This is a genomic window from Bradyrhizobium zhengyangense, assembly GCF_022012435.1.
Classification (GTDB): Bacteria; Pseudomonadota; Alphaproteobacteria; order Rhizobiales; family Xanthobacteraceae; genus Bradyrhizobium; species Bradyrhizobium zhengyangense.
Window position 1 is genome coordinate 1 of the sequence record NZ_JAKLUA010000024.1, and the last position, 26,412, is coordinate 26,412.

Genomic DNA, 26,412 nt, shown 5'->3' on the forward strand with positions numbered 1-26,412 from the left:
GGCAACGTCAATCACGGCCTACTTCTACCTATCCTGCTGCACTGTCGCGACGATCAGGGCCGACCGCTGCTTGGACCGCCACGAAGCGGCCGCGAGACCAAGAAACTTCTGCGTAACGCCCACGCCGATATTCCCACGGCGGTCGAAGCCTTGCGGCAATACTGGATGCCGATCCGCTACGCCCGCGCTCACTGATCACTGCGGACGTGGGAGCTCATGCCGGTTACCTTCAAAATAACCGCGGCAGCGCAACCTACGGGAATCTCGCAATGCATCCCCGCTTTGGGACTGAAGGCCGTGGGGAGGGGGCCAAGGTCCTCACGCGTGTGTGTCGCCTGACCCCGGCAGTACAATGGTCAAACACTTGATCAACGCAGCCGTGGAAAACGGTTTGGCAAGAAAGCAGATCCCGCCAGCCTTGATCGCTCGTGCGCGCACCCCATCGCCGTGATGAAGATGAACGGCATACGATGACCGGGGCTTCGCATATGCATCAGCAGGTCAATTCCGCTCATCATGGACATTTGGACGTCGGTAATCACGCAGGTCGTCTCGGCCAATGCCGCAGCGCGCAGGAACTCCTCGGCGGAGGCAAAGGCAAGGACCGCGTATCCGTACGATGCCAGAAGATTGCTCGTTGCACTGCGAACGGATGGATCATTGTCGATGACCGAAATGATAGAAGGCTTTGACAAACTGATTGCTCGTGATCCGGGCTGCTCCGCCTGCGGAATGTTCACAGTAGAGGGGCTACGAGCCACATCAGAGGTTTGGGAGCAGCTTGAGTGTCGGGAGAAGGAGACGCTGCAAGACGCGGAACGTCTAACCGAGCAACTTCTGGACCGGCTGATTTCCGAAAGTTTGCCGGACGAATCCGTAACCCAGGATCATGTCAATGTACTGTATCGGCATTGGCCATTGCCGATGTACAATCTCGACCTCCATCCGATCCCGGTATCTCTCGAAGAGCTGAAGGCCGAGCAGGAGCGCCTCCTCTGGGCAGAGGTCGGCGACCCTCGATGACACTGACGATTTGAGTGATCAATCCGATATCAGCATGAGTTTGCGAGGTTTGAGCTGGTCCCGCAAATCTGAACAGCGCGATAAGTGGAGTTTCTGCCTGACGGCGGGCAAGATTGACCCGCGAATCAGGAGCGACGATGAGCAGACGAGCACGGCGGAACGACACTGCGGCTTTCACGGCGAAGGTGGCGCTTGCCGCCCTCAAGGGTGACGGCACGCTGGCACAACTGGCGGAGCAGTTCGACGTTCACCCCAATCAGATCACATCGTGGAAGGCGCAGCTCGAAGGCGGCGCTGCCGATGTGTTCGGTCCGGACGGCGGGAGTCGGATCGCCGAACCCACCATCGACGTGAAGTCGCTGCACACCAAGATCGGCGAGTTGACGCTGGAGAACGAGTTTTTAGAAGGAGCGCTCACCAAGGCGGGATTGCTGAGCGCAAAGCGATGATCGACCGTGAACACGATCTGCCGATCAGCAAGCAGGCGGAAGCCCTGAGCATCAGCCGCGGCAGCGTCGATTACCTGCCGCGTCCGGTGTCGCCCAAAGACCTCGCGCTGATGCAGCGGCTCGACCGGCTGCACCTGGAGTTTCCATTCGCCGGTTCGCGTATGTTGCGACGCCTACTGGCTGCAGAGGGGTGCAAGATCGGCCGCCGGCATTTCAAACCGCTGATGCGGCGGATGGGGATAAAGGCGCTGTACCGCCGTCCGCGCACCACCCAACCCGAGCCCGGGCACAAGATCTATCCATAGCTGCTGCGCGGTATGGAGATCACGCGTCCGAACCAGGTTTGGGCGATGGACATCACCTACATCCCGATGGCACGAGGCGTCGTTTATCTGGCCGTGGTGCTGGACTGGGCGACCCGCCGGGCGCTGTCGTGGCGGCTGTCGATCACCATGGAGGCCGCATTCTGCGTCGCGCCACTGGAAGATGCCATGGCCCGTCACGGCAAGCCGGAGATCTTCAACACCGACCAGGGCTCGCAGTTCACCGGCGCGGCGTTCACCGGAGTGCTCGCTGACAATGACATCGCCATCAGCATGGAGGCCGCGGCGCCTGGCGGGACAACGTGTTCGTCGAGCGGCTGTGGCGCAGCGTCAAATACGAGGAGGTGTATCTGCGGGCCTACGACAGCGTCAGCGAAGCTCGCGCCTCGATCGGCCGTTATTTGGACTTCTACAATTGCCGCCGTCCACATTCGAGCCTTGACGGCGGCACACCGGATCAAGCCTACTTCACCTCGCTGCCGCTTCGCACGGCAGCCTAAACCCGGCAGAGGCTCCACTTATCGACGCGCAGTTGCTGTTCAGACAACCGGGACCAGGTCAGTTACGCGGCCAAGGTCATTCGAATGGGACGCCTTCTTTGGTGTACCCAAGTTTGTCGGCGGCGACCACTAGTTCGTCTCAGGGTGGGTCGCGCATTTATATGGCTTGGTCACGCCTTGGTCGAAATGCATCTCGCCGAGGCACGAAGAGACACCCGCTATAGGGGCTATGACCGCAGCTTTTCGATCTCCGAACGCAACTGCGCATGTTTTTCAGGATTTTGCGTTTTCAATTTTGCGATATTGAGCAGCTTCCGCCGAACCGCCGGTAATTGCGCGGCCTGCGGTAAGCCGATAGGCCTCGAAGTCCGGCTCGCCGTCATGGAGCGTTAGCAGAAAGCGCATCGCCGCGTCGTCGAGCCGTGCAAGCATATCGGACAATAACCGCGACCGCGCTGCCTTGAGCTCGTTGAGGCCGACGGGCGGCACCGTCACTCCCTCGAACTCCTTGGCAAAGATGTCATCAAGTTCTGACAATGACGGACGGACGAGTTCATGCGGAGGACGCCCCGAACTTGCGACGTAGACGAGGAACGTGCGGTAGAGCGCGTCGGTCAGTTCTTCATTGTCATACAGAAACTTCACCTCGAAGAGGTCGCGCGGATGCTGTCGGTCGACAGCAGCATTGAGCTTGCCGCCGAAGAGATCCTCGAATGCCACCACTTGCATCTCCGCAAATCCGAAGGCTTCGGCGGCCGGATCGCTGACGACGCGAAGCTCGGGAGCGTGAACCTTGCCGCATGCGACAGGTGACGTCTCGACTTTGATTTCGGCGCCAGCCTGCCGGACGAGGAGCCGCGTGTCGTTATTGTCGCTGCCGGCGATGCGCTGAACGCTGACGCCGCGGAGATCACGCTGAATATCCTCGCGAATGCGATCAAGAGCGGCGTCGATCCCTGCGAGGGTTGCGTCGCGGTCGCCGATCGGCAAGTAGACGAGGTCAATATCGACCTACAGTCGTGGCATGTCGCGATAAACGAGATTGATCGCGGTGCCGCCTTTCAGAGCGAAGCTGTCCTGACTCGCGATGTAGGGCAATGTCCGGACCAGCAGCTCCACCTGGCGCATGTATCGTTCACGCGCCATCGACCGTTTCCTGTGGCACGAGCTCGGCCGGAACTGTCATGCGACAGGTCGGGTGAAGCCGCCCGCCTTGCACAAGGCTGCGGTCACCGCGGCCCAATTCTATATGGGCGGTGTCGATGTGCTTTCGCCACGGATGTACATGCTTGTCCGCATAAATGAAAAACAAGCGCTTGACTTTGATGCTGCGGCACTCCTCGAGCAGTTGGTTCAGCAGTTTTGGTCGCAGGCTCACCAAGCCCTCGAACAGCGTATCGACCTTTTGGAAGCTTTCATCCGCAGGGAGCTCATCCAGCATTTCGAGAATCGCTCTCTCAGGCGAAGACATCCTGATCGGCCATCTCCAGGGGCTGAGCGCAAGTTCGCTGTTATCGTTGTCCGACAGGCTGAATGCGGCATCCTCGACGCCGACCGGCTGAGATCCAAACGGTGCGTCGGATGTCTGAGCGGTCAGGAAGGTCCCGCGGCTGAAAGAATCCGAACGGCGACCCGAGCAGCCTTCGAGGACCTTGTCACCCAAGCGATCAACGGACAGGTTGCTTTCATGATCATCGCCGGCGATCTCTATGATGGCGACTGGCGCGATTTTCAGACCGGGCTCCTTTTCGTCCGGCAGATGGGGCGCCTGCGCGCGGCGAACATCCCGGCTTTCGTTCTTCACGGCAATCACGACGTTGAAAGTCAGATCACTAAACGGTTGCCACTCCAGGACAACGTGCAGGTGTTCAGCTATCGCAAATCCCAGACCTTCAAACTCGACGATCCTCGCGTTGCGATCCACAGTCAGAGCTTCCGTATGCAGGCGACGACGGATAACGCGGCGGCGGCTTATCCACCGCCCGTGAAGGGGTATTTCAACATCGGTGTTCTACACACCGCCCGTGGAGGACCGAAAGGCCCCCATGAGAATTACGCACCGGGTACGCTCGATGAACTGGTAAACAAGGGCTACGACTACTGGGCTCTTGCACACGTGCATCAGGGCGGCGTGCTGCACGAGCAGCCGCACGTCTCTGCGGCAACCTGCAAGGCCGCCATATCCGCGAAGCCGGCGCAAAGTCGGCGCAGTTGATCACGGTGAGGGACGGCGCGCTGCAAGGCATTGAGCCATTGCATACCGACGTCGTGCGATGGATATATCTCGACGTGCCGGTTGGCGAACGCGCACGATTTGGGGACGTCATCGATCAAATCAAGAGCATCATCGGCGAGGCCACCAGAAACGCAGAGGGCCGGTTGCTGGCCTGCCGCATCCAGCTGAGCGGCGCGACCGCTCTCCATGGCGAGTTGCTGGCCTCCGGGCTGCAATTGCTGGCGGAAGCGCGCGCCGCAGCCCTCGCGCTCGGTGAAGAGGTCGCCTGGATCGAACGCGTTATCAATGTGACCAGATCGGCATCGGCGGTCTGCATTCTGTCGGATGGGAGCGCGATCAACGATCTCCCTGTCCTGCTGGCTCATGCTGCGGACGACGCTGACTTGCAGGCGGAGATCGCGAGCGATCTGGGCGATCTCGTCCGCAGGCTTCCGCATGATGCCGCGCTGGATATCGACGATCCGCTTCTGGAGGCGGCGATCAACAAAGACTTTGGCGCGGTGATTGAGCAGGCAGGCGCATATCTGAGCGCGCGCTTGGCTGCGAGAGAGGCGGTGATCCATGCGTGTCCGTTCCCTTGACCTGATCCGGTACGGACACTTCACCGAAGCCTCGCTTCATATTCCGTCTGAAGGGCCCGATTTTCATATCGTGTATGGCGAGAACGAGGCCGGCAAGTCGACGACGATGTCGGCGATTGAAGAGCTGCTGTTCGGGATTCCGGGTCAGTCTGCAAGAAACGTTCTTCATGAGAACGCGGCGTTGCGCATCGGCGCGACGTTGGAACGTGAGGGAACGGAGCTATCGATCCGGCGGCGCAAGGGCAACAAGGACACGCTGCTCGGCCTTGACGAGCTGCCTCTTCCTGCGGGCGACGGGCTGCTTGGACCGTTGGTCGGCGGGATAGATCGCGCATTCTTCTGCCGGATGTTCTGTCTCGCCCATGAGCGCCTGCGCGATGGCGGCCGGGACATCATCCAGGCCAAGGACGATGTCGGCGCGACCTTGTTCGCCGCGGGGGCGGGCGTCTCCGGTCTTCGCGATCGACTGGCGGCGATGCAGGAAGAAGCGGACGGGCTGTGGGGCAGCCGCAGGGCGGGGCACCGGAAATATTACCAGGCGGAGGAACGTCTCAAAGAGGCCGAAGCGACGTTGCGCCAACACACGGTCACCGCGACCAAATGGCAGGAGCTGAAATCCGCCTATGAAGAGGCGCGCGACGCTGTGTCCAGATCGAGAAAGAGATCGAAGAGCAAGTCGCCGAGCTCGCCAAAATCGTGCGCGTCCGGCGCGTTTATCGCAACGTACGGCGTCTCGGCGAAATCGAATACGAGATAACGGCCCTCGGCGTCGTTGCCGATCTGCCCGCTGATGCCGCGAAGCAATTCGACAAGGCGTCGGCCGATAACGCCGCCGCGGAGGCGCGCATCACAGCCTTTCAGAAACAGATAGCAACGTTCAGCGCTGAGCGCGCCGCGATCGCGATAGACGATAACGTTCTGCTCCATGAGGCGGAGATCGAACGCCTGTCCAAGCTCAGAATCCAGCTCGCTTCGGGAAGAGCTGATTGCCAAAGCGGCGGGCGGAGCTCGCAGCGGCGGAAGACGCTCTCAAGTGGGCCGCGTCCGAACTGGCTTGGACGGGTGAGACCGCCGAGCTGGTTGATAGAATCCCGCCGCGTGCCAAAGCTTCGGCCGTGCAAGGCTTGCTGACCTCTCGCGGCGGCCGCTTTGCGGCCGTCGAGAATGCCCAGAAGACCCTTGAAGACGCGGGCGAAAAGCTGGCCAATCTCCAGGCTCGCATTGAGGCGATCGGGACCCCCCAGGATCTGTCGGGCTTGGCGGGCGTGGTCAAATCCACTTCCGCCTTGGGCGATCTTGACGCTCCTCTCCTGGCTACCCAGCGAGAGTATCGGGACGCGGATGAACTATGTCGGCAGCAAATGGCGATGATGAATCCCGCGGTCGTTGACGAGACGAGTTTGCGCGCCATGAAAATCCTGGTCGAAGCCGCAGTGAAGGCACATCGCGACGCGGTGCGCGATCTTGAAGGCCGTACTCAAAGCCAGCAAGCGGCTATCCGCGATCCGACTCGGGCTGTCGAGAACAATCGAAAGTCCTACGCGCGGTTGGTATCCGATGAAAAGATCGTGTCGGCCGAGGATTTGACGAAGCTGCGGGAACGCCGGGACGCAGGATGGCCTATCATCAGGCGTCGGCATGTCGACAATATCGCAGTGCCGGAATCGGAAGAGCGCGCCTTCGCAGATGGCGACGCGCTGCTCCACGCCTATGAAACGGCTGTCGGCCATGCCGATGCGGCGGCGGATCAGCGGTTTCAGAACGCAGAGTCGACGGCTGCGGCCATGGTGCTGGCTCGGCAGATCGCCGACCAGCAAGACGCTCTCGACTCCAACAAGCAAGAACTTGCCTCGTTAGCTGCAGAGCGGAGCGCCTTGGCCATGCCTGGGCCGGCATGTGGAACGGTGTCACGGATGGCCCGTTGCCCCCTGACGAGATGCTCGACTGGCTCGACGCGAGGGCCGATCTGCTGGATCAGATCGCCAAGCGCGACGGCGCAGCTCGCTCGGCAACGTCGCTGCAACACGAAATCGCAGAAGCCAAGCGACAGCTAGTGGGCTTGCTGCAGGATACGGCGATTGCGGCCTCGGCAGGCAGCCTGCCCCTGAACGGCATTTTGGCGACGGCGGAAGTGCGCATCCGCACGGAAGAGGCGAATGCGCAAAAGCGGACCGAGCTTGCGCTCGATGAGCGGAAGCTCAAGGCCGACGTCGAGCGCAAGCGCGGTGTGGTCGAGGGCGCCGAGAAAGAACGCGCCGCCTGGAATGCGCAGTGGAAGGACGCCTTGGCGGCGCTCAGTCTTTCGGCTGAAGGTCCCATTGAGACCATTCAGGAGCAAATCGACGCGATCGACCAGATGCGCGAGACGTCAGTTAAGATTGCGGACTTGCAGCACGAGCGAATCGGAAAGATCGAGCGCGACATCAAGGCGTTTGCAACGGAGGTCGAAAGGCTCGTTGCATCGGTGTCGGTGCAGCTGGCGGGTGAGGACGCAGACGAGGCCGCCCTCAAGCTTCATGCACGATTGAATGCGTCGAAGCAGGCGCGTGACTCACTTAACGAGAAGAGTGAAGCGGTTGAAAATCTTCAGAAGAAGCTGGACGACTGCGACAGGTCGAGAAATGACGCGCGGGTCATTATGACAGGGCTCCAACGGGCGGCCGGCGCTGGAACGATCGACGCGTTGCGCGAAGCTATTCAGCGGTCTGACCAACAACGCGCGCTCAAGGATGAACGGGCGCGGTTGCGCGACGCTCGAAGCCGATGGTGACGGTCTTGGCCTAGTGGTTCTCGCCGAGGAGTGCCACAGCAACGATCCCGACCAGGCTGCGGCGCGGGAACAGACTTTGAAGAAATCGCTCGAAGAGGTCCGGGAGCGGCAACTGACCAATATCCAGCACAGTAAAGATACCGAGCGCGTATTCGAGGCCGTCGGCGGCGACGCTGCCGCGCAATATGCGCGCGTTCGTTCGGCGTCGGTGATCCTCAGATGGGCGATCGAGCGGTTCCGGCGTGAAAAGCAGGCGCCGCTGCTCAAGCGAGCCGGGGAATTGTTCTCGATCCTGACCGCCGGTTCCTTCGAACGGCTTACGCTCGCATACGATGAGAAGGATGTTCCGCACCTAGCGGGTCTGCGCGGGGATGGAGGCGCCGTCCCAGTATCAGGACTGAGCGAAGGCGCGGCCGATCAGTTGTTGATGGCCTTACGCATCGCTGCCGTAGAAGAGTATCTTACGCATTCCGCGCCAGCGCCATTTATCGCCGATGATCTTTTCATCAATTATGACGATGCGCGGGCTGCGGCTGGTTTCAAAGTCCTGCAACAGCTGGCGGAAAAGACGCAAGTGCTCTTCTTCACTCATCATCAGCATCTGGTCGGCGTTGCCCGCACAGCTTTCGACGGGCATGTGGCGACCGCGGTTCTCGAACCCCGCGGGGTTCCGATAAAGAACGTGGCCTGACGGGTAGACGGCATCAGCGCGAGGGATCGAAGCCGGACGGCGGGTGGGCTCGTTCACGAGCCCGGCCGGTGAGCCAGCACGCGGAGCGCGCTGCCGAGGCTATTCCTCAAGCCGCCATCGGCTATGCAGGGGCCTTGCCGATGGTAATCGCATCGCCGACAAAGCACCGCAGCGGCGTTGATCTTCTTTAGGATCTCGATGGGCGAGGTTGAAATTGGATGAGATTGCGGGCGACTTCAATTTCGGGAACTGCAAAGACTGGCCGATAGCAGTGAGGCGACTATCTGCACTCTCTGTTAGAAAACGGGCGTTCGGTGTACCTGCGAACGATCCGAACGACTCCGTCGCCTGATCACGCGCAATCATACAGCACGCCAACGACTCCTCGCGCAGTGACCAAGGTCGGTATCACGCCGAAGATATCGGTCGCCTCGGTCGCGAGGACAATCGACGAACCGAGGCCGCCGATCGTCTCGAATTGGCGGAGGTGAGCCAACTTACCGGGCAGACGGGCACCGACCCGCTTGAGAATGCTCGTACCATCATCGAGCGTTACTGCGACAAGTGTGTTCTCCCATCGATCGAGATAGCCAATTGTTAGCTCGGCGCCGCCCAAAATGATCTGACCGGGAAGCGCGAGTGGAACGGCGCTGTCCTCTCTGACGCGGTAAGCGACGACGACGTGCGCAAGCTCCGGCACCATATCGACAGGCGTTGCCTCGCCACTTCCAGGCGGCGGCGGCATATCGGTGAAGATTGCGCCGACAATGCGGTGCACGCGCAGCTTGCTCTCGTCGAACGTCAGTGTCGGGCGCGAGGTCCGCGGGTCGGGCATCTGCGCAGCTAGCGAGACACCGATTGCGCCACGTGACGTCACCAGCCGTCGTGCCAGCACTCGATTGCGATACTGAGCAATCACAAGATGTTGGTCGCGGCCAGGATAAGGTTCAACCTCGACGATCGCGACCGCGCCGCCGGGGATAGCAAAGCCCAACGTGTCGCCGCGGACGTAGAAGAGCGCTTTGCCCTCGAACCATTCGCCACTAAGCCGTTCGACAGCAACATCTTGCGTCCCGCCCACGGGCAATTCGCCGACGAACGCGGCGATTTCTGGGCAGAGCGGAACGGAAAAGGTGGGGCGGATGATCGGCCGCAAGGGCGCGACGTCCGTTCTGCTCTCGGAAGGCGCGAGTGGCTCGCGCCACCGGTACAAGCGAAATTGTTCGTGGACCTTTTCGATGCTGGTCCGCAGCCGCGCGAAGTCGGCTTCGACAGCCTTTACGTCCATGTAGCTGATCGACGCCTTGTCGTGGTGCGACGTGTTGAGGACACGCCGCGGCTCCGCCCCTTCGGCGAGGGCGGTATCCTCCGCGAACCGCTTGACGACCGGATTGGCAAACAGTTCGCCTGTCCCGATCGAGACGAGCCCGCGCAGCTTGTCCATCAGAGGGATGAGCGTCAGCGGCTTCGTCGATGTGGCATACGCGGGATGAGCAACATCATCGAATAGATCACCGAGCCGCGATTCGAGGAAGACGCGCAGGCCGCATAGTTCTGTGCGTCAGAAGCGGAATCGGAGTTCATATGAAACGCGTGGCGCCCGCGATCGATCTCCTCGATCGCTGGCGAGACGATGAGAGTCGGCCGCACCGCGTTCACCGGGTGGACAGATAGATGCTCAACGCGGTCGGCGGCACGATTCTCGGCAACGAGCGAGCGGGCGAACTTGCGATCGTGGGTGGTCACTAGAAGCTGAGCGCCCGCCTCGGCGAGCCCAGCCAAACCTCGCGCGAGGCGCTCGCGATTGTCGTTGTCGAGCATTCTGCGGGTCGTCGAGCACCAGCAATGACAGACCGCCGCGGGTTGTGAGGACGTGCTCGCGGAAGGCGAGAAAGAAGCCGAGCAGCGCGCCGCGCAGCGCAGAAGCGTTGGAGACATGCTGGGCAGGTGCGGTCACGCCCTCGCGGCCGACCTTGAGCTCAAGTACGCCCCGTGCGTCCATACCAGTTCCGGTAAGGTCGGGAGCAAAGCCGGTCGCGTTGCGGTAGATCGCGCGCCGCCAGTGCTCCGACCGGTTGTGCAGCTTCGCCCGTAGCGCCTCAACCTGAGACTGGGCGAGCTCGGCGAGTGGCACAAGCAGATCAAGCGCGGATACGGCCCTGCAGCAGGCGTCCATACGCGCCTGCTTCGATGCATGTTCCACGCGGGCGGCTTCTATCCGGCGAACATATTCGATCGCGGTATTAAGCGGCGCGACGCCCTCAACGATCGCGAGCAGCGATGACAATCGGCGGCCGATCGCCCGGCTCGCGTCGGCGGCACCGTCCTGGCCGCGCCGAACGGCTGGAGGAAACTCTTCAGTGCTGCGGCGTTGGCTCCGCGCCATTCGGCGAACGCCAACGCACGCACAGTGCGGTCGACTATCCGCTGCAACGCCGTCGTTCCAGTCACCAATACGGCAGGCAGCACACGAGTGTCCGGTTCTTCGAAGGCAGGCAAAGTCGCGAGGCGCTCATCCACGAGCGCCGAAGCATCGGCGCGAAGCGCCGATAGCGCACCGCGGAACGATTCCGTCCCGAACAGTTCGTCAATCAATCCAGCTCTCAATAAGTCGATGGGTGACCCTGGCAAGTCGCCGCGGGTTTCCTTCGCGAGGGTAGGCGGAAGATCTTGGAGGAGGCGACTGCACCAGTGCGACGACATTCGGCGACGGTGCGCGCGATAACCTCGCGGTCTCGCGTGGCTTCCGCTAGGTGGTCGCTGACCGTATTACCAGTAACCGGATCGCATTCCCCGTGGAGCGGGCCGACGCAAACCGGGCACATGCCGTCATCGGCATGGCCATGCTCGTGCATCCAGGCGGAAAGCCTAGCGTACAGCTGCGCCCGCCGCGCGCGGTCGGGGCTCGCAGCAAGCGCGGCCAGCGTCGCCGCCTCGGCATCGATCTGCGCCAACAGTCTGGCGACCACCGCGATCTCGTCGGCGCTCGCCGACAGGGCCGAGAGCCGCGCGATGGAGGGCAACTCGCTGAGATGCTTCGATAGCTGTTCGATGGCTGGCCGAATGCTCGCCTCGAGGTCGTCGCGGGCCTTCTTGTCCTCGGGGTTGAATTGTTCGCCCAATACTTCGCGCGCCTTGGCCAGTGCCGTCGCCTTCAGGGCCGCGAAATGCTCATTGATCTTCTGGATTCCGCCTTTGGAATCCTCAGCATCGACCGCAGGTGCATCTCCTTCGAATGCGATGGCGGGAAATTCCGCGACGGCGCCGGCGAGGTCGTCGGCAGCCTGCTGGTAGCGTTCTACGACTGATGCGTTGGGCTTCGAGTTCCTTGGTCGTGCGCTTGGCAATCCGCTCGGACGCTTTACCGGCATGCTTGGCGAGATCGACGAGGTCAGCGAGGCCGGTCAGGCGGGCGACTGCCTCGCCGAGTTGCGACGTAGAGCCGACCGCCAGAAACGGCAGCAGCGCGGGCATGGTCGTCGCAATGCGCGAGGCAATTGGGTCGATGCCGATTGCGTCGAGATCGGGCGGTGTCTCGGTGATCTTGCCGCGCGGGGTGCGGCCCTCCTGGTGGCGGAGGGGTGGCAGCGGGTCACCGTGGGCGTCGACGAAGGTTAGCTCGACCCAACTGTCGGCTGGAATCGCCTCGCCGTCCGCAGGCAGATCGCTAGCTTTGTGTGGCATAGGCGTGATTGCCGACATCGGGTGCGTCGTTACCGTGTCGTCGTTGCGCGCGGCCTCGCAAACGAACTCGGTCGGTCCCTCCTCGGGTGGGCGCTGGGAGCGGATGAGGTGACCGGTCAAACACCAGACGATGGCGTTGGCGATGGACGTCTTGCCCGAACCATCGGCGCCCTAGGTGACAGTCTTGCCAGATTCGAAGACGAACGTGTCGGGAGGCGCGGTGGAACGACCGTAAACGTGCAGCCCAGCAAACCGGTGTGCGACGACCTTTACCAGCCGCAACACTTTGACAGTGCGAGCTTGACCATCATCAGCCGCGGTCTCCAGCGTCGGCGGCTCCGTCCCAATGACGTTGATGATTGCCTCGACGTCGCCTGCGGAAAGATTACCGGCCCACTTGCCCCGATTGCGGCGATACCAATCCAACACCGCGCGGGCATCGTCTGAGTCTATCGAAAGATGGTCGCCCGCGGCGACAGCGACGGCTCGCCCGCCGATCAAATCGGCGAGCAGTGTGTCGGTAGTAAGCAGATGAATGTCACGCGGTGCCGGTGAGTCTTCGTTCACGTTTGCCCCCTTTGCCGGCACTTACCCTGTGAACGCTTATCAGTCCAGCGAATTGAAGGTCCGGCAGCGGCGATGTTCCTTGCGGATCCAAATTCAGGACCGGCAACTTGAGTACAAGGCTGACCGCGCGCGGCTTGAGGCCAACAAGATCGCTGATGCTCGCCAAGTCGTTTCGGACGACCTCCGTTGCTTGATCAAGCTCGCGGAAATAGCGGGCAATGTTGAAGGCGAAGGAATCGTAGTTGTCAATGATGGCAATCAAAGTGCACCAGCTGCTTCAGCACGAAATGCATCAAAGATCCGCTGAGCCTTGGCGAGCGTCTCCTCGATTCGGCCTCTGGGTCCGACAGCACCGTTATTCCACCGCCGGCATGAAATACGGCCAGGTCGTCGTCGATCGTGACAGTGCGGATCGCAATGTTCGTGTCCATGTGCCCGTTGAAGCCGATCGCCCCGCAATATACCTCTCGCGCCACGCGCTCGATTTCCGCAATAATTTCCATCGAGCGCACCTTCGGTGCCCCGGTGATGGAGCCGCCGACGGCGCATCCACACGACAATACATCATTGCGCGATCGATCAGCATCACGCGGCCCTACTGCGCAGGGCGGTATCACTACCGGGGGTTGACACGCAAAGATTTGTTGCACCACTATGGCCAACCGATACTAGGATGCAGACCAATCGAGCGCGGACGCGAACTTGACGATCGAAACAGCCACAATCCCCATCGTCCGGACACCGAAAACCAACGGCATCGTCCCCCTCGATCTCGTCGAAGCGATGTCAGTGGTCGCCGCCTCTCGCGCCACCCTCGCGATCATCAAAGCCTACGAAGCGGCCGGCGTGACCGGCAATGTCATGGTTCCGCTCGTCACAGACTGTCCAGTTGATCCCGCCACACTCGGCCGGGCAATACGGCGGGTCTGGAAAGCCGCATTGGAGGATGTTGGAAACGGAGGCTCCGTACGGGTCGAACTCCGACCTAGAGCGGTTCACAGATTTATTGAATCGGAAGGGATCCCGGATCTGGGGCGAATATGATTCAAGATGCTGGCTGGGCTGGAGGCCAGCATCTGATGGTCCGACCAATTTCCAACGATTTGCGTAAGCGCGCGGTATCCGCTGTTGCCAAGGGTGAGAGCTGCCGATCTGTGGCGGAACGGTTTGGCGTTGCGGTCTCGTCAGTCGTGAAGTGGTCTCAGCGTTATCGAGCGACCGGCTCGGTAGCCCCCGGCAAGATGGGTGGTCACCGCAAGCCTGTGCTTGATCCGCACCGGGCCTTCATCGTCGAGCGGATCACCGAGACGCCGCACCTGACGCTGCATGGTCTGAAGGCAGAGCTGGCAGCCCGTGGGGTCAAGGTCTCACACAACGCAGTCTGGCTGTTCCTGCGCCGGGAGGGGCTGCGGTTCAAAAGAACACTGTTCGCCCTCGAACAGGCTCGCGCCGACGTCTCTCGTAGGCGCCTGCGTTGGCGATCTTGGCAGGCCGGGCTCGATCCGGGCCGGCTCGTCTTCATCGATGAGAGTGTGCTGCAGACAGCGGAAGGAGTTCAAATGAACTAAGACCGATGGTGAAGCTGCGAGAAAGATGGGGGCGGGCCCCCGAGATCAGCTTTCAGGGGCGGGTCTCAAACCAATCCGAGCTGCTGCGGTAAAGAGCTGTGGTGGTGAGCGTCGGATCAGAAGTTCGGAATATACCGAGCAGGTGAGTGTCCGAAAGACGAACGAAAGTGAACCCTCCTGAGACGCGTCGTTATTAATTCAAGTGTCGTCAAAACCAGGACCGTCTCGTCAACCTGGGACACGTCCGCCAGATGCCTGACGACTGGGCGGGCGGCGACCGGCGTAGAGGGGGCGTGAGTCGGACACAGGCTTTCGCGTGGAACTGCAGGAACCAGGCTCTTGATGCCAAGGGAGAAGCGCAAGCGGTGCCAACCGCGAGGCGGGAGTACCGATGCAAGAGACTGGGGCGGACCGATCCGTAGGAGCGTTGAGGGCCCTGTAATGGGGACGGAGCAAAGGGATCGGGTCAGGTAGTCGTACTCTTGGACCAACTGGAAACAGGATGACTTCGAACAGTGCGATAAACAAGCCGTTCTCGATTGAGAAGCGGCGAGTGTACGAAGCGTACAAGGCGGTCAAATCCAATCGCGGAGCGGCTGGAGTGGACGGACAGACCTTCGAGATGTTCGAGAAAGACCTTGCAGGGAATCTCTACAAGATCTGGAATCGGATGTCGTCGGGGGTGTACTTTCCACCTCCGGTGCTCGCCGTCTCCATTCCAAAGAAGACCTGCGGCGAAAGGACTTTAGGTGTGCCCACTATCAGCGATCGGATGGTGGTCAAACGGATGATTGAGCCGGAACTGGAATCCATCTTCCTGCCGGACTCTTACGGTCACAGGCCAGGAAAATCGGCTCTGGACGCCGTGGGCGTCACGCGTCAGCGGTGCTGGAAATATGATTGGGTCCTGGAGTTCGACATCAAAGGACTGTTTGACAATCTCCCGCATGATCTTCTTGCTGAAGGCGGTCCGGAGACACGTGAAATGCAAATGGGCGCTGCTCTACATCGAAAGATGGCTGACGGCATCAAGGGAAAAGGACGGGAAGCTCGTTGAGCGGATCCGCGGAACCCTCAAGGGGCGTGATCAGCCCAATACTGGCCAATCTGTTCCTGCATTATACGTTTGATCTCTGGATGGCGCGGACACATCCCGACCTTCCTTGGTGTCGGTATGCCGATGACGGACTGGTGCACTGCCGGACCGAGCAAGAAGCAGAAGCCATTAAGGCGGAGCTTCAAGCGAGGCTGGAAGTGTGCGGACTTCAGATGCATCCGACGAAGACGCAGATCGTTTACTGCAAGGACAACTCACGGCACCCTTCGTCTTCGACGGCCCGATCAATGGCGAATGCTTCCGCGCTTACGTGAAGCACCTGCTCCTGCCGACCTTGCGCGAGGGCGATATCGTCATTCTCGACAATCTCGGAAGCCACAAGTCGAACGCTGTCAGACAGATGATCAAGGCGGCTGGCGCCAGGCTCTGGTACCTGCCGCCATACTCGCCCGACCTCAACCCGATCGAGCAGGCATTTTCCAAGATCAAACACTGGATGCGGCAAGCCCAGAAGCGCACCCTCGAGGACACCTGGCGCCATATCGGTCACCTCGTCCAGGAGGTCCAGCCCCGCGAATGCGCCAACTACTTCGCAAACTCAGGTTATGCTTCAATCAAAATGTGAAACGCTCTAACGAGGACGCGGTCGATATCATCGCAGGACCTGCAACGGACATCCGTCCCGACAAGTCGAGCAAAGCCAGCTTCCCGCAGCCGTCGTCCTCTTAGAATCCATACGGCCGTTCGGCCCAGCGCAGAAGCACTCGAGCATCCCGATTGGGCAAGATGACACGCTGATCGCGGAGGCCCTTGGCGATGGTTTGACCAACCTCCGGCTCGACGCGATTGCCATGCGTAATCAGAAAAAACCAGCCGAATGGAACGCCGACTTCACGGTCGATCGCTTCCACGCGGTCCATCAAGAAATGGACGGACGCACCTCCCACGCCAAGCCTCTCGTCCGGCAGATGAAGGGGACGCGGCACAAATCCAACCTCGCGCGTGCCTTTGTGGTCGTAGTCGCAAATATCGAGGGCCCAGTGCGCGTAGACGCGTTCAGCCGAGGCGCTCGATTCGTCCCAGTCCTGGAAGAAACGGTTCTCCCGCGGTACGAACTCGAACCAGTCCGGCACCAGTTCAAGAAACGGCGTCTCGGTTGTGCCCTCCCGTGTCACTTCACGCACCGCACGACGTTCCATCTCCGGCCGCTGCGCCTCGCGCCTCTCGCGCTCGAGTCGGGCGCACCGCGTAAGGTAACTCCGAACGTAGATGACGCTGCTGCCCGCGCGCCCAAGCATCCGATAGAGCGGACCCGCGATGACCTTGTTGTCGGACATCTCTTCGTGCGTGATCCATGACGGATCGAGTAATTCGTCCTTGCCCCAAGGGCGGTACGTCGATTGACGATCGGCCCCGCACGCGATTCGACTTCCCGGCCGAGACGGATTTGCACATAGTCCGCCGCGCCCGATCCAGTCGGCGCGAAGGCGTAGACCGTCTTACCGCGCCATTCAGAAGTCTGAAGATCGCTCTGGCGCAATCGCGTCCAGAGCGCGCCGATGTCGCCGTTGTTCTTGGCAAGCTCGGCTTCCATCCACGACCGGTATTCTGCGATCCGTGTCCCGTCAGCGGCGATCACCGAGCGTCTGTCGCGCCAATACTGGTCATCGATGGCCGCCGTCGAAAATGGGAATCCAGCAAACGTCTCTGTCAGCGCGGCCGCCAGCGCCGTTTCGTTAGCTCCGATCGGAAGACGGGCGAGGACCGCCTCGATCGTGGCGGGATCGGGCAGTCGTGCGGAACATTCTCCGGAGGCTCATCCATGACTTGATCCCATCATCGGAGCCTGTTTCGCCGCGCGCTCGATCTCTTCCATTGACGCCAGGATGTGCTCGAACCGAAGCCCCGCCGCAAGATCATTGGCGTCATGTTCGCATAGTCACGCGCGAGCGCGTCGATCGGCGCACGAGGCCGGTTCGCTGTCGTTAAGAAAAGATCGAACTTCTCGCCGGATGACCTCCTTGCAAGCTGCGCTGCTCACGAGCCATCCTCCGGTATGGCGTCGTCACGCTCGAGCAAGGGCCTAAGGAAATCCTGCATCCAGATCGGCATAGCTGACAGACCTGCGCGAAGATCGTCGCGAATCACCCTTCCATGCTGCGGATTTGCAAACAGTCTGTTCAGGAGGTTCACTATTGGCTGTCGATCATACCTACTTGTCATCATGTCCTGCATCCAATAGAGCGCCTGCACGACGCGCATGCCTGGACGTCCGGCCCAATAGAGACGGCTGGGCGCTGCCGACTTGAAATGGATGACCTGCTTTCCAAGGATGATCGGCTTCAGGCGGGCGTCGATCAGGACCTCGATGCGCGATGGGACGGCCCTGGTGAAGCCGAGATCATTCGCGGTAGTCATCCCGTCAACCACGACGCGGGCTTGGTCGCGGCGCGCCACGGCCTTGATGACGGCGCGATAGTCGGGGATTCCCAGCTTGCCCGTGAAATTGCTCTTTCGCGGCCGGTCGTAGAGGCCACGATCGAAGCGGCGTAGTTCGCCAGCCACGACCAGGCGCTGCAACGCCTTGTCGACGGTCGCACGGCTTCCGAAGTCGGCGAAATTGTCCATACCTCTGTGGGTGCCGCGTCGATGCGGGCAATGAGCCGCGATCGGAGGTCCGGGGTCGGCTCCTTGAGCGTGTCCGAAATATGATGTAAATTTCGGTCGGAAGCAACTCAGCTGCGATGGAATCTTTGACTGGAACTCGCCCGTTTTGAGCGGTCAAAGGACCTAAGACCTCGGACCAGTTGACGGACACCCGTCTGCACGCATACTGTCCTCAGTCCTAGGACAGAGGACATGCGCGCGGAACCCATGAAAAGTCAGGATATTGTCGTCCTGCTGAAGCTCGTGTGCTTGCAGGATCATGAGCACGCCGGCGGGGTAGGCCCCTTTGGCCAAGATGGCGAAGACCCATACTCGGTGCGGGGACTCGAGACGTCCCTCGGAATCAGCAAAACCGAAGTCGCCGCCTCGATCAAGCGCAGCCTTGCATCGGGTATGGCAATTAAGCGCCCGATGACGAGCCGTCCCGATCCCAATCGCAGGAACCTGCGCGACTTCATCACATACGGCCTGAAGTTCGTTTTTCCGGCAAGCCCGGGTCCCATGCAGCGCGGCATGCCAACGGCATTCGCCGCCCCGGTCCTGAAGGACTTACTCTACAGCGCGGGTAGCCTGATTCATGTTTGGCCTTATGCGCGCGGCCGCGAGATGGGGCAGTCCGTCGCGCCGCTGTTCAAGACTGTGCCGAAAGCCGCCGAGAGGGATGATCGCCTCTATGCCTATCTGGCTCTCGTCGACGCAATACGGCTCGGCAATCAGCGCGAAGCGAGTCTCGCGGCCAACTTGCTCAAGGAGAGACTAGGGTGACCATCCAGGGGCATCTCAAGGAAATGCTGAAGACAGTCGCCGGCGCACTCGGCGATGAGCTGCGTGCGCGATTGGTCTTCGTCGGAGGCTGCACAACCGCTCTCTACATAACGGATCCGGTCACCCTCGAAGGAGTCAGATCGACAGATGATGTCGACCTGATCGTGGATCTCGTCGGCTTCCCGGAGTGGGCAAAGCTGGTGGATCAGTTGCGAACGCAGGGTTTTTCCGAGACACCCGAGGACAATGTCATCTGTCGGATGAAGCTTAATGAACTCAAGGTCGATTTCATGCCCGACGACGAGAAGATCCTCGGTTTCAGCAATCGTTGGTACGCAAAGGGCATCGAAACAGCTGTTGAGACGCCCCTGGATGATGCCATTACGATTCGTCGCCTCACGCCGCCCTTGTTCATCGCAACGAAGCTGGAGGCTTATCGCGGAAGAGGTAGTGGGACCTTATCGGCAGCCGCGACGCCGAGGACATTCTCCTGCTCGTCGACGGGCGGGAGGAACTGCTTGACGAAGTTGCCGCCTCCGATGCAGACATTAGCTCATACATTGCCGAGCAATTCGGAGCGCTGCTCGCAGATCGCGACTTCGATCATTTCCTCGAAGGAAATATTCGCGGCCCGGTGGGGCGTGCTGACATTGTTCGCGACCGATTCGTTGCATTGAGCCAGTTGGGCAACGGCTGATATGGCGTTTGCAATCCAATGGCACAGCCAGCAGGGAACGAGGACGACCGACAACCGGGATTGCGCCGGGATCGGCATACGCCAGACGTCGGCCCTCGCCATAGTGCTCGACGGTTCGACCTCTGGAGCAGAGAGCGGAGCCTTTGCCCACGAGATTGCGCGTCGGATGGTCGATTGGTACGTGTCGACCGACGAAAACATCACCGCGGGGGTTCTCACAGCTCAACTTCGCGCGACGCATGCTAAACTGTCGAAACAGTTTCGGAGGGATTCGGCGAGTTACCTTCTGATGCATGTCGGCGCTGCTCAAACAGCTCTCGTTCTGCACGCAGGCGATTGCCTGGTTGGCCGTCAGGCGCCGGCGGGTCCGATGTCCTGGCTAACCCAGCCGCACACGCTTGCCAACTCGGTGTCGCAGATGACGATCGGCGACCTTGCGAACGATAGCGGTCGTCATCGCCTCACGCGAAGCTTCCGCTCGCGAGAATTCGTCGAGCCAGCTTTCTGTTCAATTGCGCTGGACGACACGCCAGTGCTCGTGGCGACTGACGGGTTCTGGGCCGAGCTGGATCATCGCCAGCAGAGCGCTTTCATCCATGGTCGCGTTCCGGAGAACGCCGGAGAGAGACGACCGCAGCGTACTTCAGATCACACGACTCGGAAGAGGCGGGTTGTCCAAGGTCTCACGGAGCGAGCCTCCTCGCAGAATCTACATGGTCTGCAAGCGCAAAATTGTCGCAAATTTTGCCCCTCTCGATCGAGACAAATTTCGTGGCGTTGAGACGTGACAGATTTTGTGTGGAATTGACCTGGCATGGACGAGTTTTTGGCTAACGAGATTCTAAATTTCTTCTCTTACGGTGCCCGCGGGCAATTGAAGACCGTGGAGTGTTCTGGATGTTTGCCAAGTTGATGCTTCGCGTTCGTGGTCAGCTGATTGCGGGTTTTGCAGCGGAATGTGCGATCATAGCGCTCTCATTCGGATATGCGGTTTTCGCAGTTAGCGGAGTCTCAACCACCGTCAATGAGATGGTGGGTCTTCGTACGCCGGTTGCGATCGCCAGTGCCGAGTTGGCCGGCAATACCGTAGTCTTTGTCGCTTCCGAGAAGGCTTCGGCTAACCTAGAGTCGGTTGCCTGCGCCACTGAGCAGATGAGCTCATCAGTGACCGAAATCGGCCGCCAAGTGTTGGATGCCGCGCGCATTGCGAGCGCCGCGGTTCGATAGGTGCCGTCGGCGACATTCGGCGCTTTGCCGATCCGACCAGGCTGGTGAGCTACCTGGGGCTGAACCCGAGCGTCAGGCAGTCTGGCGAGGGCCCCTACCATGGCAGGATCACCAAGCAGGGCTGCGGCCAAGCTCGCGGAATGCTCGTCGAAGCAGCATGGGCTGTAGCCCGTTCGGCGGGACCGCTGCGTGCATTCCTTCAACGTGTCGCTGCACGACGCGGCAAGCACATCGCGGCAGTCGCGACGGCGCGGAAGCTGGCGATGATCATCTGGCATATGCTGACCAAGAGCACTGACTAAATCTGGACGAGGCCGGCCCTGCTGGCGCACAAGTTCCGGAGCATCGAACTGCGCGCTGGACTACCCACCAGCCATGCCAAGCGTGGATCGGCCTATGATACAACATCCCCGCGAAGAGGGCTGAGGAACGAGCAGGCGTGGAATGCGCCGAGAAGGAGTATACGAGATTGGCGGCCAAAGCCGCGATCCCGACACAGCAAGGCTTCTGCAACATAGGGCTTGTCTACAACATCCGTGTCGGTCGGCTTGCCGGGCTGCGAGAAGTCCAGCATGACGCCGCGCTGGTAGGCCCACAGGTCAAGATCGCGCGACACGAACTCGCTGCCTTGATCGACGCGGATCGTGGCCGGGAAGCCCGCTTCTTTGCAGGCCCTTTCCAGCACCGCCACGACGTCGGCGCCGCGGAAGGTGAACCGTGGCGCCAGCGCCGGTGAGAACCGTGAGAAGATATCGACGATTGTCAGCACGCTAAGCTTGTGTCCTGTTGCCAACTGGTCATGGACGAAGTCCATCGCCCAGGTCTCGTGGATCGCGTCGCCGGCTTGCGATCATCGCGCAGCTTGACTTTGACGCGGCGCTTGGGCCTTTTTGTTGCGCAATTGCAGGCCCAACTCGCGATAGACGCGCCGGGTCTTGTTCTGGCACGGCGCCCATCCTTCACGACGCAGCAGCACGTGAACGCGGCGATAACCGTAGCGAATGCGGGCATGACAGGTCTCCTTGATCTTCTGCTCGAGGGCAGCTTGGCCGGAGCGACGGGACTTGTAGTGGTGGGTCGACCTGTCAAACTAAAACGCCGCACAGGCCCTGCGGATCGAGACCTGCCATTCGTTGCGGACTTCGTCAACCAGCTTGCGCTTCCGGCAAGGCCTCATAGCCTTCGGCGGATCACGTCCTGCGGCATCTCCTTGTCGAGCGACAGGCCCGCGACCAGTTTCTTCAGCTTGCCGTTCTGGGCCTCGAGCTGCTTCAAGCGCGGCATCTCCGTCGGCAGCAGTCCGTCACACTTCTTCTTCCAGTTGAAGTAGGTCGCTTGGCTGATCCCGACCTTGCGGAAGATCTTCGCAGCCGGGACGCCATCGTTGCCCTGCTTCAGGATGAACGCCTTCCGGGCGTCCGAGAACTTCGAGGCCTTCATCGTCCTTCGCTCCTCCCAGCCGAGGGGATTCGGCAGCGAAAACTCTAGCCAAAGTGGTCCAGCTTGCCGGCCTCAGATCATGTCGTTGAACCGACACGCACGATGGTTTCACCGAAAGGGTTAAGTGTTGGCGCCCTGCCTTCGGTCATGAAGCGCTCGAAATTGAGCGATCTTAACGTCGCTACCGTGTTGCCCCGTTGCGAGCGCTTCTAAGCCTGCTCGTTGTCGTCGCGCTCGCGCACAACCGTTCGGCGCGGCGAAGGACGTTGATCATCGAGAGGAGATCGTCAGCGTCGGCTTCAATGCGGCTCTTCACTCGCATCCCAGTCGGAAACTGAAGATGTCGGCGACCGCGTCCAAGACCTGCTCGCCATCTGTCTGGAGCCTCTGATTCCGATCCTGCGGTGTTTGAAAAGGCGGTAGGCCTGAAGCAGGTGCTCGATTACGACTCGGTCGCCGGATCAGAAGGCCTGGTGCGGCTCGAAATCGTCATGCTCGCGCATGTGAGGGGACTGCGTCGCAGGCAAGCTCGAGCGGGTCCGTGGGACCATAGGACACCGAGAACCAACAGTCAGAGCTTGGCTCTTTTCGTACCAACGCGTCGCGCTTCAGACAACGTGTCGGGAGTCGGACGACGCGAAATCATCGCTGGCAAACCAAATGGCCAACTCTTTTCGAATTCCGTCGGCTCTGGGGGCGCGAGCCGAGTGATCTAAGGGCTGGTATGGCGCTTGCTTAAAGAGAGGCGGAACCACGTCTACGCCCCCTGGCGATTAAATACCTTCGCCTGCGATGGACCTAGGAGATCGGTTCTTTAGCACGAGGAGCTAATAGCATGTCCGGTGTTGCTGCTGCGTTTCTATGCTCTTCAAGCAAGTCACGGGCGACGGTTTATGATCGGCTCAAGCACATGGTTCCGAAACTTGCATTTCGCGGTCAGGCGGGGGTCGGCATTGCAGCTTTCATGCACAAGGAAGGTGTTCGATATGCGAGAGCGCTTCAGTCCTCATGCGACTCAGTGCGCATTGAGCACGATGAACAGGATCCGAATTTTAGGCCCCATGTTGCAATCGCCCATATCCGTAGCCGATGCCGCGGAATCAGCGATGGCGGGGACCTTCAGCCAATTCACAACAATGCGGGCACCAGCCGCAGTTTGGCAATTTCTCTAGATGGAGCCTTGGTCAATGGCCGTGAACTCAGGGGAGAATTGCTTGCCCAGGGCTATAGGTTGGGCAGCAACACAGATGCTGAGCTCTTGCTCAAGTGGATTGAAGGCTCTTGTGAAAGAGACTATTGGCGGCACGGTCTGCCCGTCAATTACGAAAACATCTTTCGCGACATTGATGACCGAATTGATGGCGCTATTAGCGCGATTCTCCTGGACGGAGAAGGAAATCTGGTTGCATACCGTAATCGATGTGGTTTGCGTCCATTGGAAACTATGCAAACAGATGACGGGTTCTTGCTGGTTGCTTCGGAAAATTGTGCCTTTGCCGATCTGGAGGGTAAGACACAGCAAATCTTACCAGGGCACATCAGGTATGTAGACGGGAAAATGGGGTACTGCGTTGATCGTTCCGTGAGCAACGGGCAATACAAAGCCAAACTCTGCGCCTACGAAGCTCTTTACTTAGGAAATCCGAACACATCGGTCGAAGGCCAATCACATTTCGAAACCCGTTACAACATCGGAGCCGCCCTTGGTGGCCTTGTTGCGCAGCGACTGCAAGGAGAACTAGGCTCCACACTCACAATCGTTTCCTCCATGCCGCATACTGGCGGGCCGTACGCTGATGGTCTGTTTGCATCTCTCGTCGAATACGGCGTGTTCGCCCAGCGTCGGGAAGTAGTCTCAACGCAATTTTTTCAGCGAACTCTAATCGGTACACCCAGCGAGCGAAAATGTCTCATTGCTCAAAAGTACCGCGTATCGGAAACGAGCCTTGCTGAAGCCGCGATAATAATTGTCGACGAGGCCCTCATTCGTGGCGATACCAGTCAGGCTGTCACGAATATGCTGCTTGCCGCTGGGGCCAAAGCCGTACATTGGGCGATCGGTTCGCCGCCCATAGTGGCTCCTAACTACTACGGCATGGGTATCGACACACTAGATGAGTTGGCATTCTGGCAGATATGGAAACAATTGCCGCCTGAACAGCGCACGCAAATCCTTCGCTTTCACAAGATGGAGCCGCAAGATCTCAAAATCATCGAAAGCAATATCGCGGCATCCATCAACGCGGCCACGATAACGTATCTGCCGTTTCCACTTCTAGTATCGTTGTTGCCCTGCAGGCAAGACGGCGTCGATTTGTCACCGTTTACATTCGAGATGCCAACCCCTGCGGGGCAGAAGCGCGCGAATAGGAACTTGCGCGAATTAGCGGCCGATCTTCCCTATTCGGAATCGATCCTTGCTTGAGGTCAAATCATGAAACCGGTTCTCGTCTTTGATTGGAATGGAACGCTGCTCGATGATACGTACGCACTGCTCCAAACGACAAATGCCATACTAGATCGCTTTGGTCATGCAACAATCGACATGAGCACCTTCCGGGAACATTGCGATGTTCCGCTATCTCTTCTTTATCGCAGTCTCGGAATGTCGCAAGACGAGGTTGCGACGGTGGATCGCGATGGCAGTGCAATCTTTCACGACACGTACGAACCTCTTGCGGGTAAAGCCGATCTGCGCGAGGGCGCGCGCAGGGTGTTGGAGTTAGCGCACCAAGAAGCAGCTTCGTCCATCATCGTGAGCAACCATATAGTCGATCCTCTGCGCTCCCAATTGAGAAGACTTGGGATCGACGACTACATCAACGATGTGCTCGCCTTTGAAAACCGCACTACCCAATATAAATCGATGAGCAAGGGAGAGCGGCTTCGTCTATACATGCAGAAAAACAACCTGAAGCCGGCGTCAACCTTCATCATCGGCGATATGCCGGTCGAAACGGATATCGCGCGCAATCTCGGACTCGTAAGCATATCCATTACCGGTGGATTTGTTTCGGAGTCGCGCTTGCGCGCGGCGCGTCCTGACTACACGATTAACAACCATCATGAGCTGTTACCAATCTTACAAAGGCACGGGTTTTTTCGGAATGCATAAATCATGATTGGCGAGGAATCATCACCCAACGTCGCTCCTAAAACGGCGAAGCAGAGAATAGGCCTTATCGGAGCTGGACGCATGGGAACCGGTATCGGTATCAGCCTATTGCGTCACCAAATCGAGCTGCATATCAAAGCGAACAAAACTCGCTTCGGTGCGGATCGCTTGACTGGTGCAGGTGCCCATGAACATCCTTCGATCGCCGAGTTGGCGCGGCATGTAAACGCCGTCGTGTTATCCTTGCCTTCCAGCCGCGAGGTTGAGGCAGTATGCCTTGGGCAAGATGGGCTGTTCGTCCATATGCCCCGAGGAGGGTTGATAATTGACTGCTCGACGTCTTATCCTGCTTCAACGGTCGCACTGGCTGAGCAGGCGCAAAAATGCGGCCTAAGCTTTATGGACGCTCCAGTAACGCGGAGCCCCGAACAAGCAGAGCTAGGCCTTCTCAACGCGATCGTTGGATCGAATGAAAAGCTTTTTCCTGTCGCTGAGGGCATTCTTGGTGCGTTTTGTGAGACCGTTCTTCATGTCGGAGATGTCGGACAAGGTCACAAGCTCAAGCTTGTTTACAACAGCATGACTATGGGGATAGCGGCGGTAGCCGCGGAGGTTTGCCAGTTTGCGTGCGGCCTTGACGTCGATCTCGTAACACTCCGCTCTCTGGTTAGTCGGGGCTCCACCAATAGCGGAATATTTCAAGCCTTCGTGTCCTTTTTGTTAGGCGAGAAACCCGATGTTCTGGCAATCTCAATCGCGAATTCCGCAAAGGATATTGAGTGCGCTGTGCGCCTGGCAGGCGAGAGCGCAGTTCCGGTGCCGGTCTTGGCTGCCGCCGCACACAAATTAAATGTCTCAGTTGTTGCGGGCAAAGGCGAACTCACACTACCTCATCTGTCTCGCCCATGAGCTCCTCGGCCTATTCATAGCAATCGAGAGCGGGCTCTAACCGCGGAGCGAGTGCAGATCGTCGTTATGGAGAGGTGTAGCTGGCGGGGCCGCGGCCCTCTATCGGTCTGCGCATTTTCATCGATGCAGTGTACGCATCCGGG

At 59.8% G+C, this 26,412-nt stretch carries 25 protein-coding genes and 10 pseudogenes; 21 read left to right on the forward strand and 14 right to left on the reverse strand.

Annotated elements, in window-relative coordinates:
• A pseudogene (locus L6637_RS37720) lies at positions 1–195 on the forward strand (UPF0149 family protein); the annotation flags it as partial.
• 123 nt (positions 196–318) lie between these two features.
• On the opposite strand, the pseudogene L6637_RS37725 reads toward L6637_RS37720, so the two are convergent.
• Positions 319–695, reverse strand: a pseudogene (locus L6637_RS37725) (response regulator transcription factor).
• On the opposite strand from L6637_RS37725, the gene L6637_RS37730 reads away from it, so the two are divergent.
• Both L6637_RS37730 and L6637_RS37735 read left to right on the forward strand, forming a co-directional pair.
• Positions 667–1,023, forward strand: coding sequence for a hypothetical protein (locus tag L6637_RS37730; RefSeq protein ID WP_128955101.1), 357 nt, complete (start codon positions 667–669; stop codon positions 1,021–1,023). The pseudogene L6637_RS37725 and the gene L6637_RS37730 sit on opposite strands and share 29 nt — an antisense overlap.
• Positions 1,024–1,160: 137 nt before the next feature.
• Positions 1,161–2,295, forward strand: a pseudogene (locus L6637_RS37735) (IS3 family transposase).
• 273 nt (positions 2,296–2,568) lie between these two features.
• On the opposite strand, the pseudogene L6637_RS37740 reads toward L6637_RS37735, so the two are convergent.
• Positions 2,569–3,441: pseudogene (locus tag L6637_RS37740) on the reverse strand (nucleotidyl transferase AbiEii/AbiGii toxin family protein).
• On the reverse strand, positions 3,431–3,958 hold the full coding sequence (locus L6637_RS37745) for a type IV toxin-antitoxin system AbiEi family antitoxin domain-containing protein (protein WP_232995616.1): 528 nt from the start codon (positions 3,956–3,958) through the stop codon (positions 3,431–3,433). The pseudogene L6637_RS37740 and the gene L6637_RS37745 overlap by 11 nt, the downstream one beginning before the upstream one ends.
• Before the next feature lie 24 nt (positions 3,959–3,982).
• Between L6637_RS37745 and L6637_RS37750 the strand changes: the two genes are divergently transcribed.
• From L6637_RS37750 to L6637_RS37760, 3 genes are read left to right on the forward strand one after another with little or no spacing between them, the layout of a single operon-like run.
• The gene (locus L6637_RS37750) at positions 3,983–4,510 is read left to right on the forward strand and encodes a metallophosphoesterase family protein (RefSeq protein ID WP_167506287.1); all 528 of its coding nucleotides are present in this window, start codon (positions 3,983–3,985) and stop codon (positions 4,508–4,510) included.
• Positions 4,507–5,112 carry a hypothetical protein gene (locus tag L6637_RS37755; RefSeq protein ID WP_167506286.1) on the forward strand — a complete coding sequence of 202 codons (606 nt, stop codon included), beginning with the start codon at positions 4,507–4,509 and terminating at the stop codon, positions 5,110–5,112. Before L6637_RS37750 ends, L6637_RS37755 begins: the two co-directional genes overlap by 4 nt.
• On the forward strand, positions 5,093–5,869 hold the full coding sequence (locus tag L6637_RS37760) for an ATP-binding protein (protein WP_128929785.1): 777 nt from the start codon (positions 5,093–5,095) through the stop codon (positions 5,867–5,869). The genes L6637_RS37755 and L6637_RS37760 overlap by 20 nt, the downstream gene beginning before the upstream one ends.
• A gap of 589 nt (positions 5,870–6,458) precedes the next feature.
• On the opposite strand, the gene L6637_RS37765 is transcribed toward L6637_RS37760, so the two are convergent.
• Positions 6,459–6,929: a hypothetical protein gene (locus tag L6637_RS37765; protein WP_128958632.1), complete on the reverse strand. Its 471-nt coding sequence runs from the start codon at positions 6,927–6,929 to the stop codon at positions 6,459–6,461.
• A gap of 104 nt (positions 6,930–7,033) precedes the next feature.
• Here L6637_RS37765 and L6637_RS37770 point away from each other — a divergent pair, with 104 nt between their 5' ends.
• The gene (locus tag L6637_RS37770; protein WP_128958633.1) at positions 7,034–7,882 is read left to right on the forward strand and encodes a coiled-coil domain-containing protein; all 849 of its coding nucleotides are present in this window, start codon (positions 7,034–7,036) and stop codon (positions 7,880–7,882) included.
• Positions 7,842–8,573, forward strand: a complete 732-nt coding sequence (locus L6637_RS37775) for an ATP-binding protein (protein WP_128929783.1) — start codon at positions 7,842–7,844, stop codon at positions 8,571–8,573. Before L6637_RS37770 ends, L6637_RS37775 begins: the two co-directional genes overlap by 41 nt.
• A 352-nt stretch (positions 8,574–8,925) precedes the next feature.
• Here the strand turns inward: L6637_RS37775 and L6637_RS37780 are convergent, their stop codons facing one another.
• From L6637_RS37780 to L6637_RS37795, 4 genes are all read right to left on the reverse strand, one after another.
• Complete coding sequence (locus tag L6637_RS37780; protein ID WP_206733199.1) at positions 8,926–10,017, reverse strand: hypothetical protein; 1,092 nt, start codon at positions 10,015–10,017, stop codon at positions 8,926–8,928.
• Positions 10,018–10,031: 14 nt separating this feature from the next.
• Positions 10,032–10,394, reverse strand: coding sequence for an ATP-binding cassette domain-containing protein (locus L6637_RS37785; protein WP_206733200.1), 363 nt, complete (start codon positions 10,392–10,394; stop codon positions 10,032–10,034).
• Positions 10,395–10,787: 393 nt separating this feature from the next.
• The gene (locus L6637_RS37790; protein ID WP_206733201.1) at positions 10,788–11,168 is read right to left on the reverse strand and encodes a hypothetical protein; all 381 of its coding nucleotides are present in this window, start codon (positions 11,166–11,168) and stop codon (positions 10,788–10,790) included.
• 8 nt (positions 11,169–11,176) lie between these two features.
• On the reverse strand, positions 11,177–11,944 hold the full coding sequence (locus L6637_RS37795; RefSeq protein ID WP_206733544.1) for a hypothetical protein: 768 nt from the start codon (positions 11,942–11,944) through the stop codon (positions 11,177–11,179).
• Between L6637_RS37795 and L6637_RS37800 the strand changes: the two genes are divergently transcribed.
• The gene (locus tag L6637_RS37800; protein WP_206733545.1) at positions 11,943–12,191 is read left to right on the forward strand and encodes a hypothetical protein; all 249 of its coding nucleotides are present in this window, start codon (positions 11,943–11,945) and stop codon (positions 12,189–12,191) included. The two genes, L6637_RS37795 and L6637_RS37800, sit on opposite strands and share 2 nt — an antisense overlap.
• 237 nt (positions 12,192–12,428) lie before the next feature.
• On the opposite strand, the gene L6637_RS37805 is transcribed toward L6637_RS37800, so the two are convergent.
• The 3 genes and pseudogenes from L6637_RS37805 to L6637_RS37815 form a co-directional block, all read right to left on the reverse strand.
• On the reverse strand, positions 12,429–12,824 hold the full coding sequence (locus tag L6637_RS37805; RefSeq protein ID WP_206733205.1) for a hypothetical protein: 396 nt from the start codon (positions 12,822–12,824) through the stop codon (positions 12,429–12,431).
• The gene (locus L6637_RS42870; protein WP_347339917.1) at positions 12,796–13,086 is read right to left on the reverse strand and encodes a type 1 glutamine amidotransferase family protein; all 291 of its coding nucleotides are present in this window, start codon (positions 13,084–13,086) and stop codon (positions 12,796–12,798) included. The genes L6637_RS37805 and L6637_RS42870 overlap by 29 nt, the downstream gene beginning before the upstream one ends.
• Positions 13,083–13,372 (reverse strand): annotated as a pseudogene (locus L6637_RS37815) (chorismate-binding protein); the annotation flags it as partial. The gene L6637_RS42870 and the pseudogene L6637_RS37815, both read right to left, overlap by 4 nt.
• A 154-nt stretch (positions 13,373–13,526) precedes the next feature.
• Here L6637_RS37815 and L6637_RS37820 point away from each other — a divergent pair.
• From L6637_RS37820 to L6637_RS37835, 5 genes and pseudogenes are all read left to right on the forward strand, one after another.
• Positions 13,527–13,868: a hypothetical protein gene (locus L6637_RS37820; RefSeq protein WP_128929782.1), complete on the forward strand. Its 342-nt coding sequence runs from the start codon at positions 13,527–13,529 to the stop codon at positions 13,866–13,868.
• Positions 13,865–14,368: pseudogene (locus L6637_RS37825) on the forward strand (helix-turn-helix domain-containing protein); the annotation flags it as partial. The gene L6637_RS37820 and the pseudogene L6637_RS37825, both read left to right, overlap by 4 nt.
• Positions 14,369–14,894: 526 nt before the next feature.
• Positions 14,895–15,449, forward strand: coding sequence for a reverse transcriptase domain-containing protein (locus tag L6637_RS42475; protein WP_276575796.1), 555 nt, complete (start codon positions 14,895–14,897; stop codon positions 15,447–15,449).
• Between the two features lie 80 nt (positions 15,450–15,529).
• A complete protein-coding gene (locus tag L6637_RS43050; RefSeq protein ID WP_276575798.1) occupies positions 15,530–15,763 on the forward strand; it encodes a reverse transcriptase domain-containing protein in 234 nt (77 codons plus the stop codon).
• A pseudogene (locus L6637_RS37835) lies at positions 15,700–16,074 on the forward strand (IS630 family transposase); the annotation flags it as partial. The gene L6637_RS43050 and the pseudogene L6637_RS37835, both read left to right, overlap by 64 nt.
• 100 nt (positions 16,075–16,174) lie before the next feature.
• On the opposite strand, the pseudogene L6637_RS37840 reads toward L6637_RS37835, so the two are convergent.
• Positions 16,175–17,241: pseudogene (locus L6637_RS37840) on the reverse strand (hypothetical protein).
• A 245-nt stretch (positions 17,242–17,486) separates the two neighbouring features.
• Positions 17,487–18,077: a DUF6088 family protein gene (locus L6637_RS37845; protein ID WP_232995615.1), complete on the reverse strand. Its 591-nt coding sequence runs from the start codon at positions 18,075–18,077 to the stop codon at positions 17,487–17,489.
• A gap of 246 nt (positions 18,078–18,323) precedes the next feature.
• On the opposite strand from L6637_RS37845, the gene L6637_RS37850 reads away from it, so the two are divergent.
• From L6637_RS37850 to L6637_RS37865, 4 genes and pseudogenes are all read left to right on the forward strand, one after another.
• On the forward strand, positions 18,324–18,881 hold the full coding sequence (locus tag L6637_RS37850) for a hypothetical protein (protein WP_128930177.1): 558 nt from the start codon (positions 18,324–18,326) through the stop codon (positions 18,879–18,881).
• On the forward strand, positions 18,878–19,558 hold the full coding sequence (locus tag L6637_RS37855) for a hypothetical protein (RefSeq protein ID WP_308421722.1): 681 nt from the start codon (positions 18,878–18,880) through the stop codon (positions 19,556–19,558). Before L6637_RS37850 ends, L6637_RS37855 begins: the two co-directional genes overlap by 4 nt.
• A 917-nt stretch (positions 19,559–20,475) precedes the next feature.
• Positions 20,476–20,805 carry a hypothetical protein gene (locus L6637_RS37860; protein WP_128929781.1) on the forward strand — a complete coding sequence of 110 codons (330 nt, stop codon included), beginning with the start codon at positions 20,476–20,478 and terminating at the stop codon, positions 20,803–20,805.
• A pseudogene (locus tag L6637_RS37865) lies at positions 20,796–21,277 on the forward strand (transposase); the annotation flags it as partial. The gene L6637_RS37860 and the pseudogene L6637_RS37865, both read left to right, overlap by 10 nt.
• A gap of 51 nt (positions 21,278–21,328) precedes the next feature.
• On the opposite strand, the pseudogene L6637_RS37870 reads toward L6637_RS37865, so the two are convergent.
• Positions 21,329–22,245 (reverse strand): annotated as a pseudogene (locus L6637_RS37870) (IS3 family transposase); the annotation flags it as partial.
• Positions 22,246–23,080: 835 nt separating this feature from the next.
• On the opposite strand from L6637_RS37870, the gene L6637_RS37875 reads away from it, so the two are divergent.
• The 3 genes from L6637_RS37875 to L6637_RS37885 are packed head-to-tail and all read left to right on the forward strand — an operon-like array spanning position 23,081 to position 26,269.
• Positions 23,081–24,670 carry an amidophosphoribosyltransferase gene (locus tag L6637_RS37875; RefSeq protein ID WP_232995614.1) on the forward strand — a complete coding sequence of 530 codons (1,590 nt, stop codon included), beginning with the start codon at positions 23,081–23,083 and terminating at the stop codon, positions 24,668–24,670.
• A gap of 9 nt (positions 24,671–24,679) precedes the next feature.
• Complete coding sequence (locus L6637_RS37880) at positions 24,680–25,360, forward strand: HAD family hydrolase (protein ID WP_128929780.1); 681 nt, start codon at positions 24,680–24,682, stop codon at positions 25,358–25,360.
• A 3-nt stretch (positions 25,361–25,363) separates the two neighbouring features.
• Positions 25,364–26,269 (forward strand): NAD(P)-dependent oxidoreductase, encoded by a 906-nt coding sequence (locus tag L6637_RS37885; protein ID WP_128929779.1) that lies wholly within the window; start codon positions 25,364–25,366, stop codon positions 26,267–26,269.
• Positions 26,270–26,412: the final 143 nt, after the last annotated feature.

Coding starts and splice junctions, on each gene's coding strand:
- L6637_RS37780 (WP_206733199.1), bottom strand. CDS start 10,017: ATGGACAAGCTGCGCGGGCTCGTCTCGATCGGGACAGGCGAACTGTTT.
- L6637_RS37795 (WP_206733544.1), bottom strand. CDS start 11,944: ATGCCGGTAAAGCGTCCGAGCGGATTGCCAAGCGCACGACCAAGGAAC.
- L6637_RS42475 (WP_276575796.1), top strand. CDS start 14,895: ATGACTTCGAACAGTGCGATAAACAAGCCGTTCTCGATTGAGAAGCGG.
- L6637_RS37760 (WP_128929785.1), top strand. CDS start 5,093: ATGCGTGTCCGTTCCCTTGACCTGATCCGGTACGGACACTTCACCGAA.
- L6637_RS37800 (WP_206733545.1), top strand. CDS start 11,943: ATGCTTGGCGAGATCGACGAGGTCAGCGAGGCCGGTCAGGCGGGCGAC.
- L6637_RS37875 (WP_232995614.1), top strand. CDS start 23,081: ATGTCCGGTGTTGCTGCTGCGTTTCTATGCTCTTCAAGCAAGTCACGG.
- L6637_RS37775 (WP_128929783.1), top strand. CDS start 7,842: ATGAACGGGCGCGGTTGCGCGACGCTCGAAGCCGATGGTGACGGTCTT.
- L6637_RS37845 (WP_232995615.1), bottom strand. CDS start 18,077: ATGGACAATTTCGCCGACTTCGGAAGCCGTGCGACCGTCGACAAGGCG.
- L6637_RS43050 (WP_276575798.1), top strand. CDS start 15,530: ATGGCGCGGACACATCCCGACCTTCCTTGGTGTCGGTATGCCGATGAC.
- L6637_RS37850 (WP_128930177.1), top strand. CDS start 18,324: ATGAAAAGTCAGGATATTGTCGTCCTGCTGAAGCTCGTGTGCTTGCAG.
- L6637_RS37880 (WP_128929780.1), top strand. CDS start 24,680: ATGAAACCGGTTCTCGTCTTTGATTGGAATGGAACGCTGCTCGATGAT.
- L6637_RS37750 (WP_167506287.1), top strand. CDS start 3,983: ATGATCATCGCCGGCGATCTCTATGATGGCGACTGGCGCGATTTTCAG.
- L6637_RS37785 (WP_206733200.1), bottom strand. CDS start 10,394: ATGCTCGACAACGACAATCGCGAGCGCCTCGCGCGAGGTTTGGCTGGG.
- L6637_RS37860 (WP_128929781.1), top strand. CDS start 20,476: ATGTTTGCCAAGTTGATGCTTCGCGTTCGTGGTCAGCTGATTGCGGGT.
- L6637_RS37885 (WP_128929779.1), top strand. CDS start 25,364: ATGATTGGCGAGGAATCATCACCCAACGTCGCTCCTAAAACGGCGAAG.
- L6637_RS37730 (WP_128955101.1), top strand. CDS start 667: ATGACCGAAATGATAGAAGGCTTTGACAAACTGATTGCTCGTGATCCG.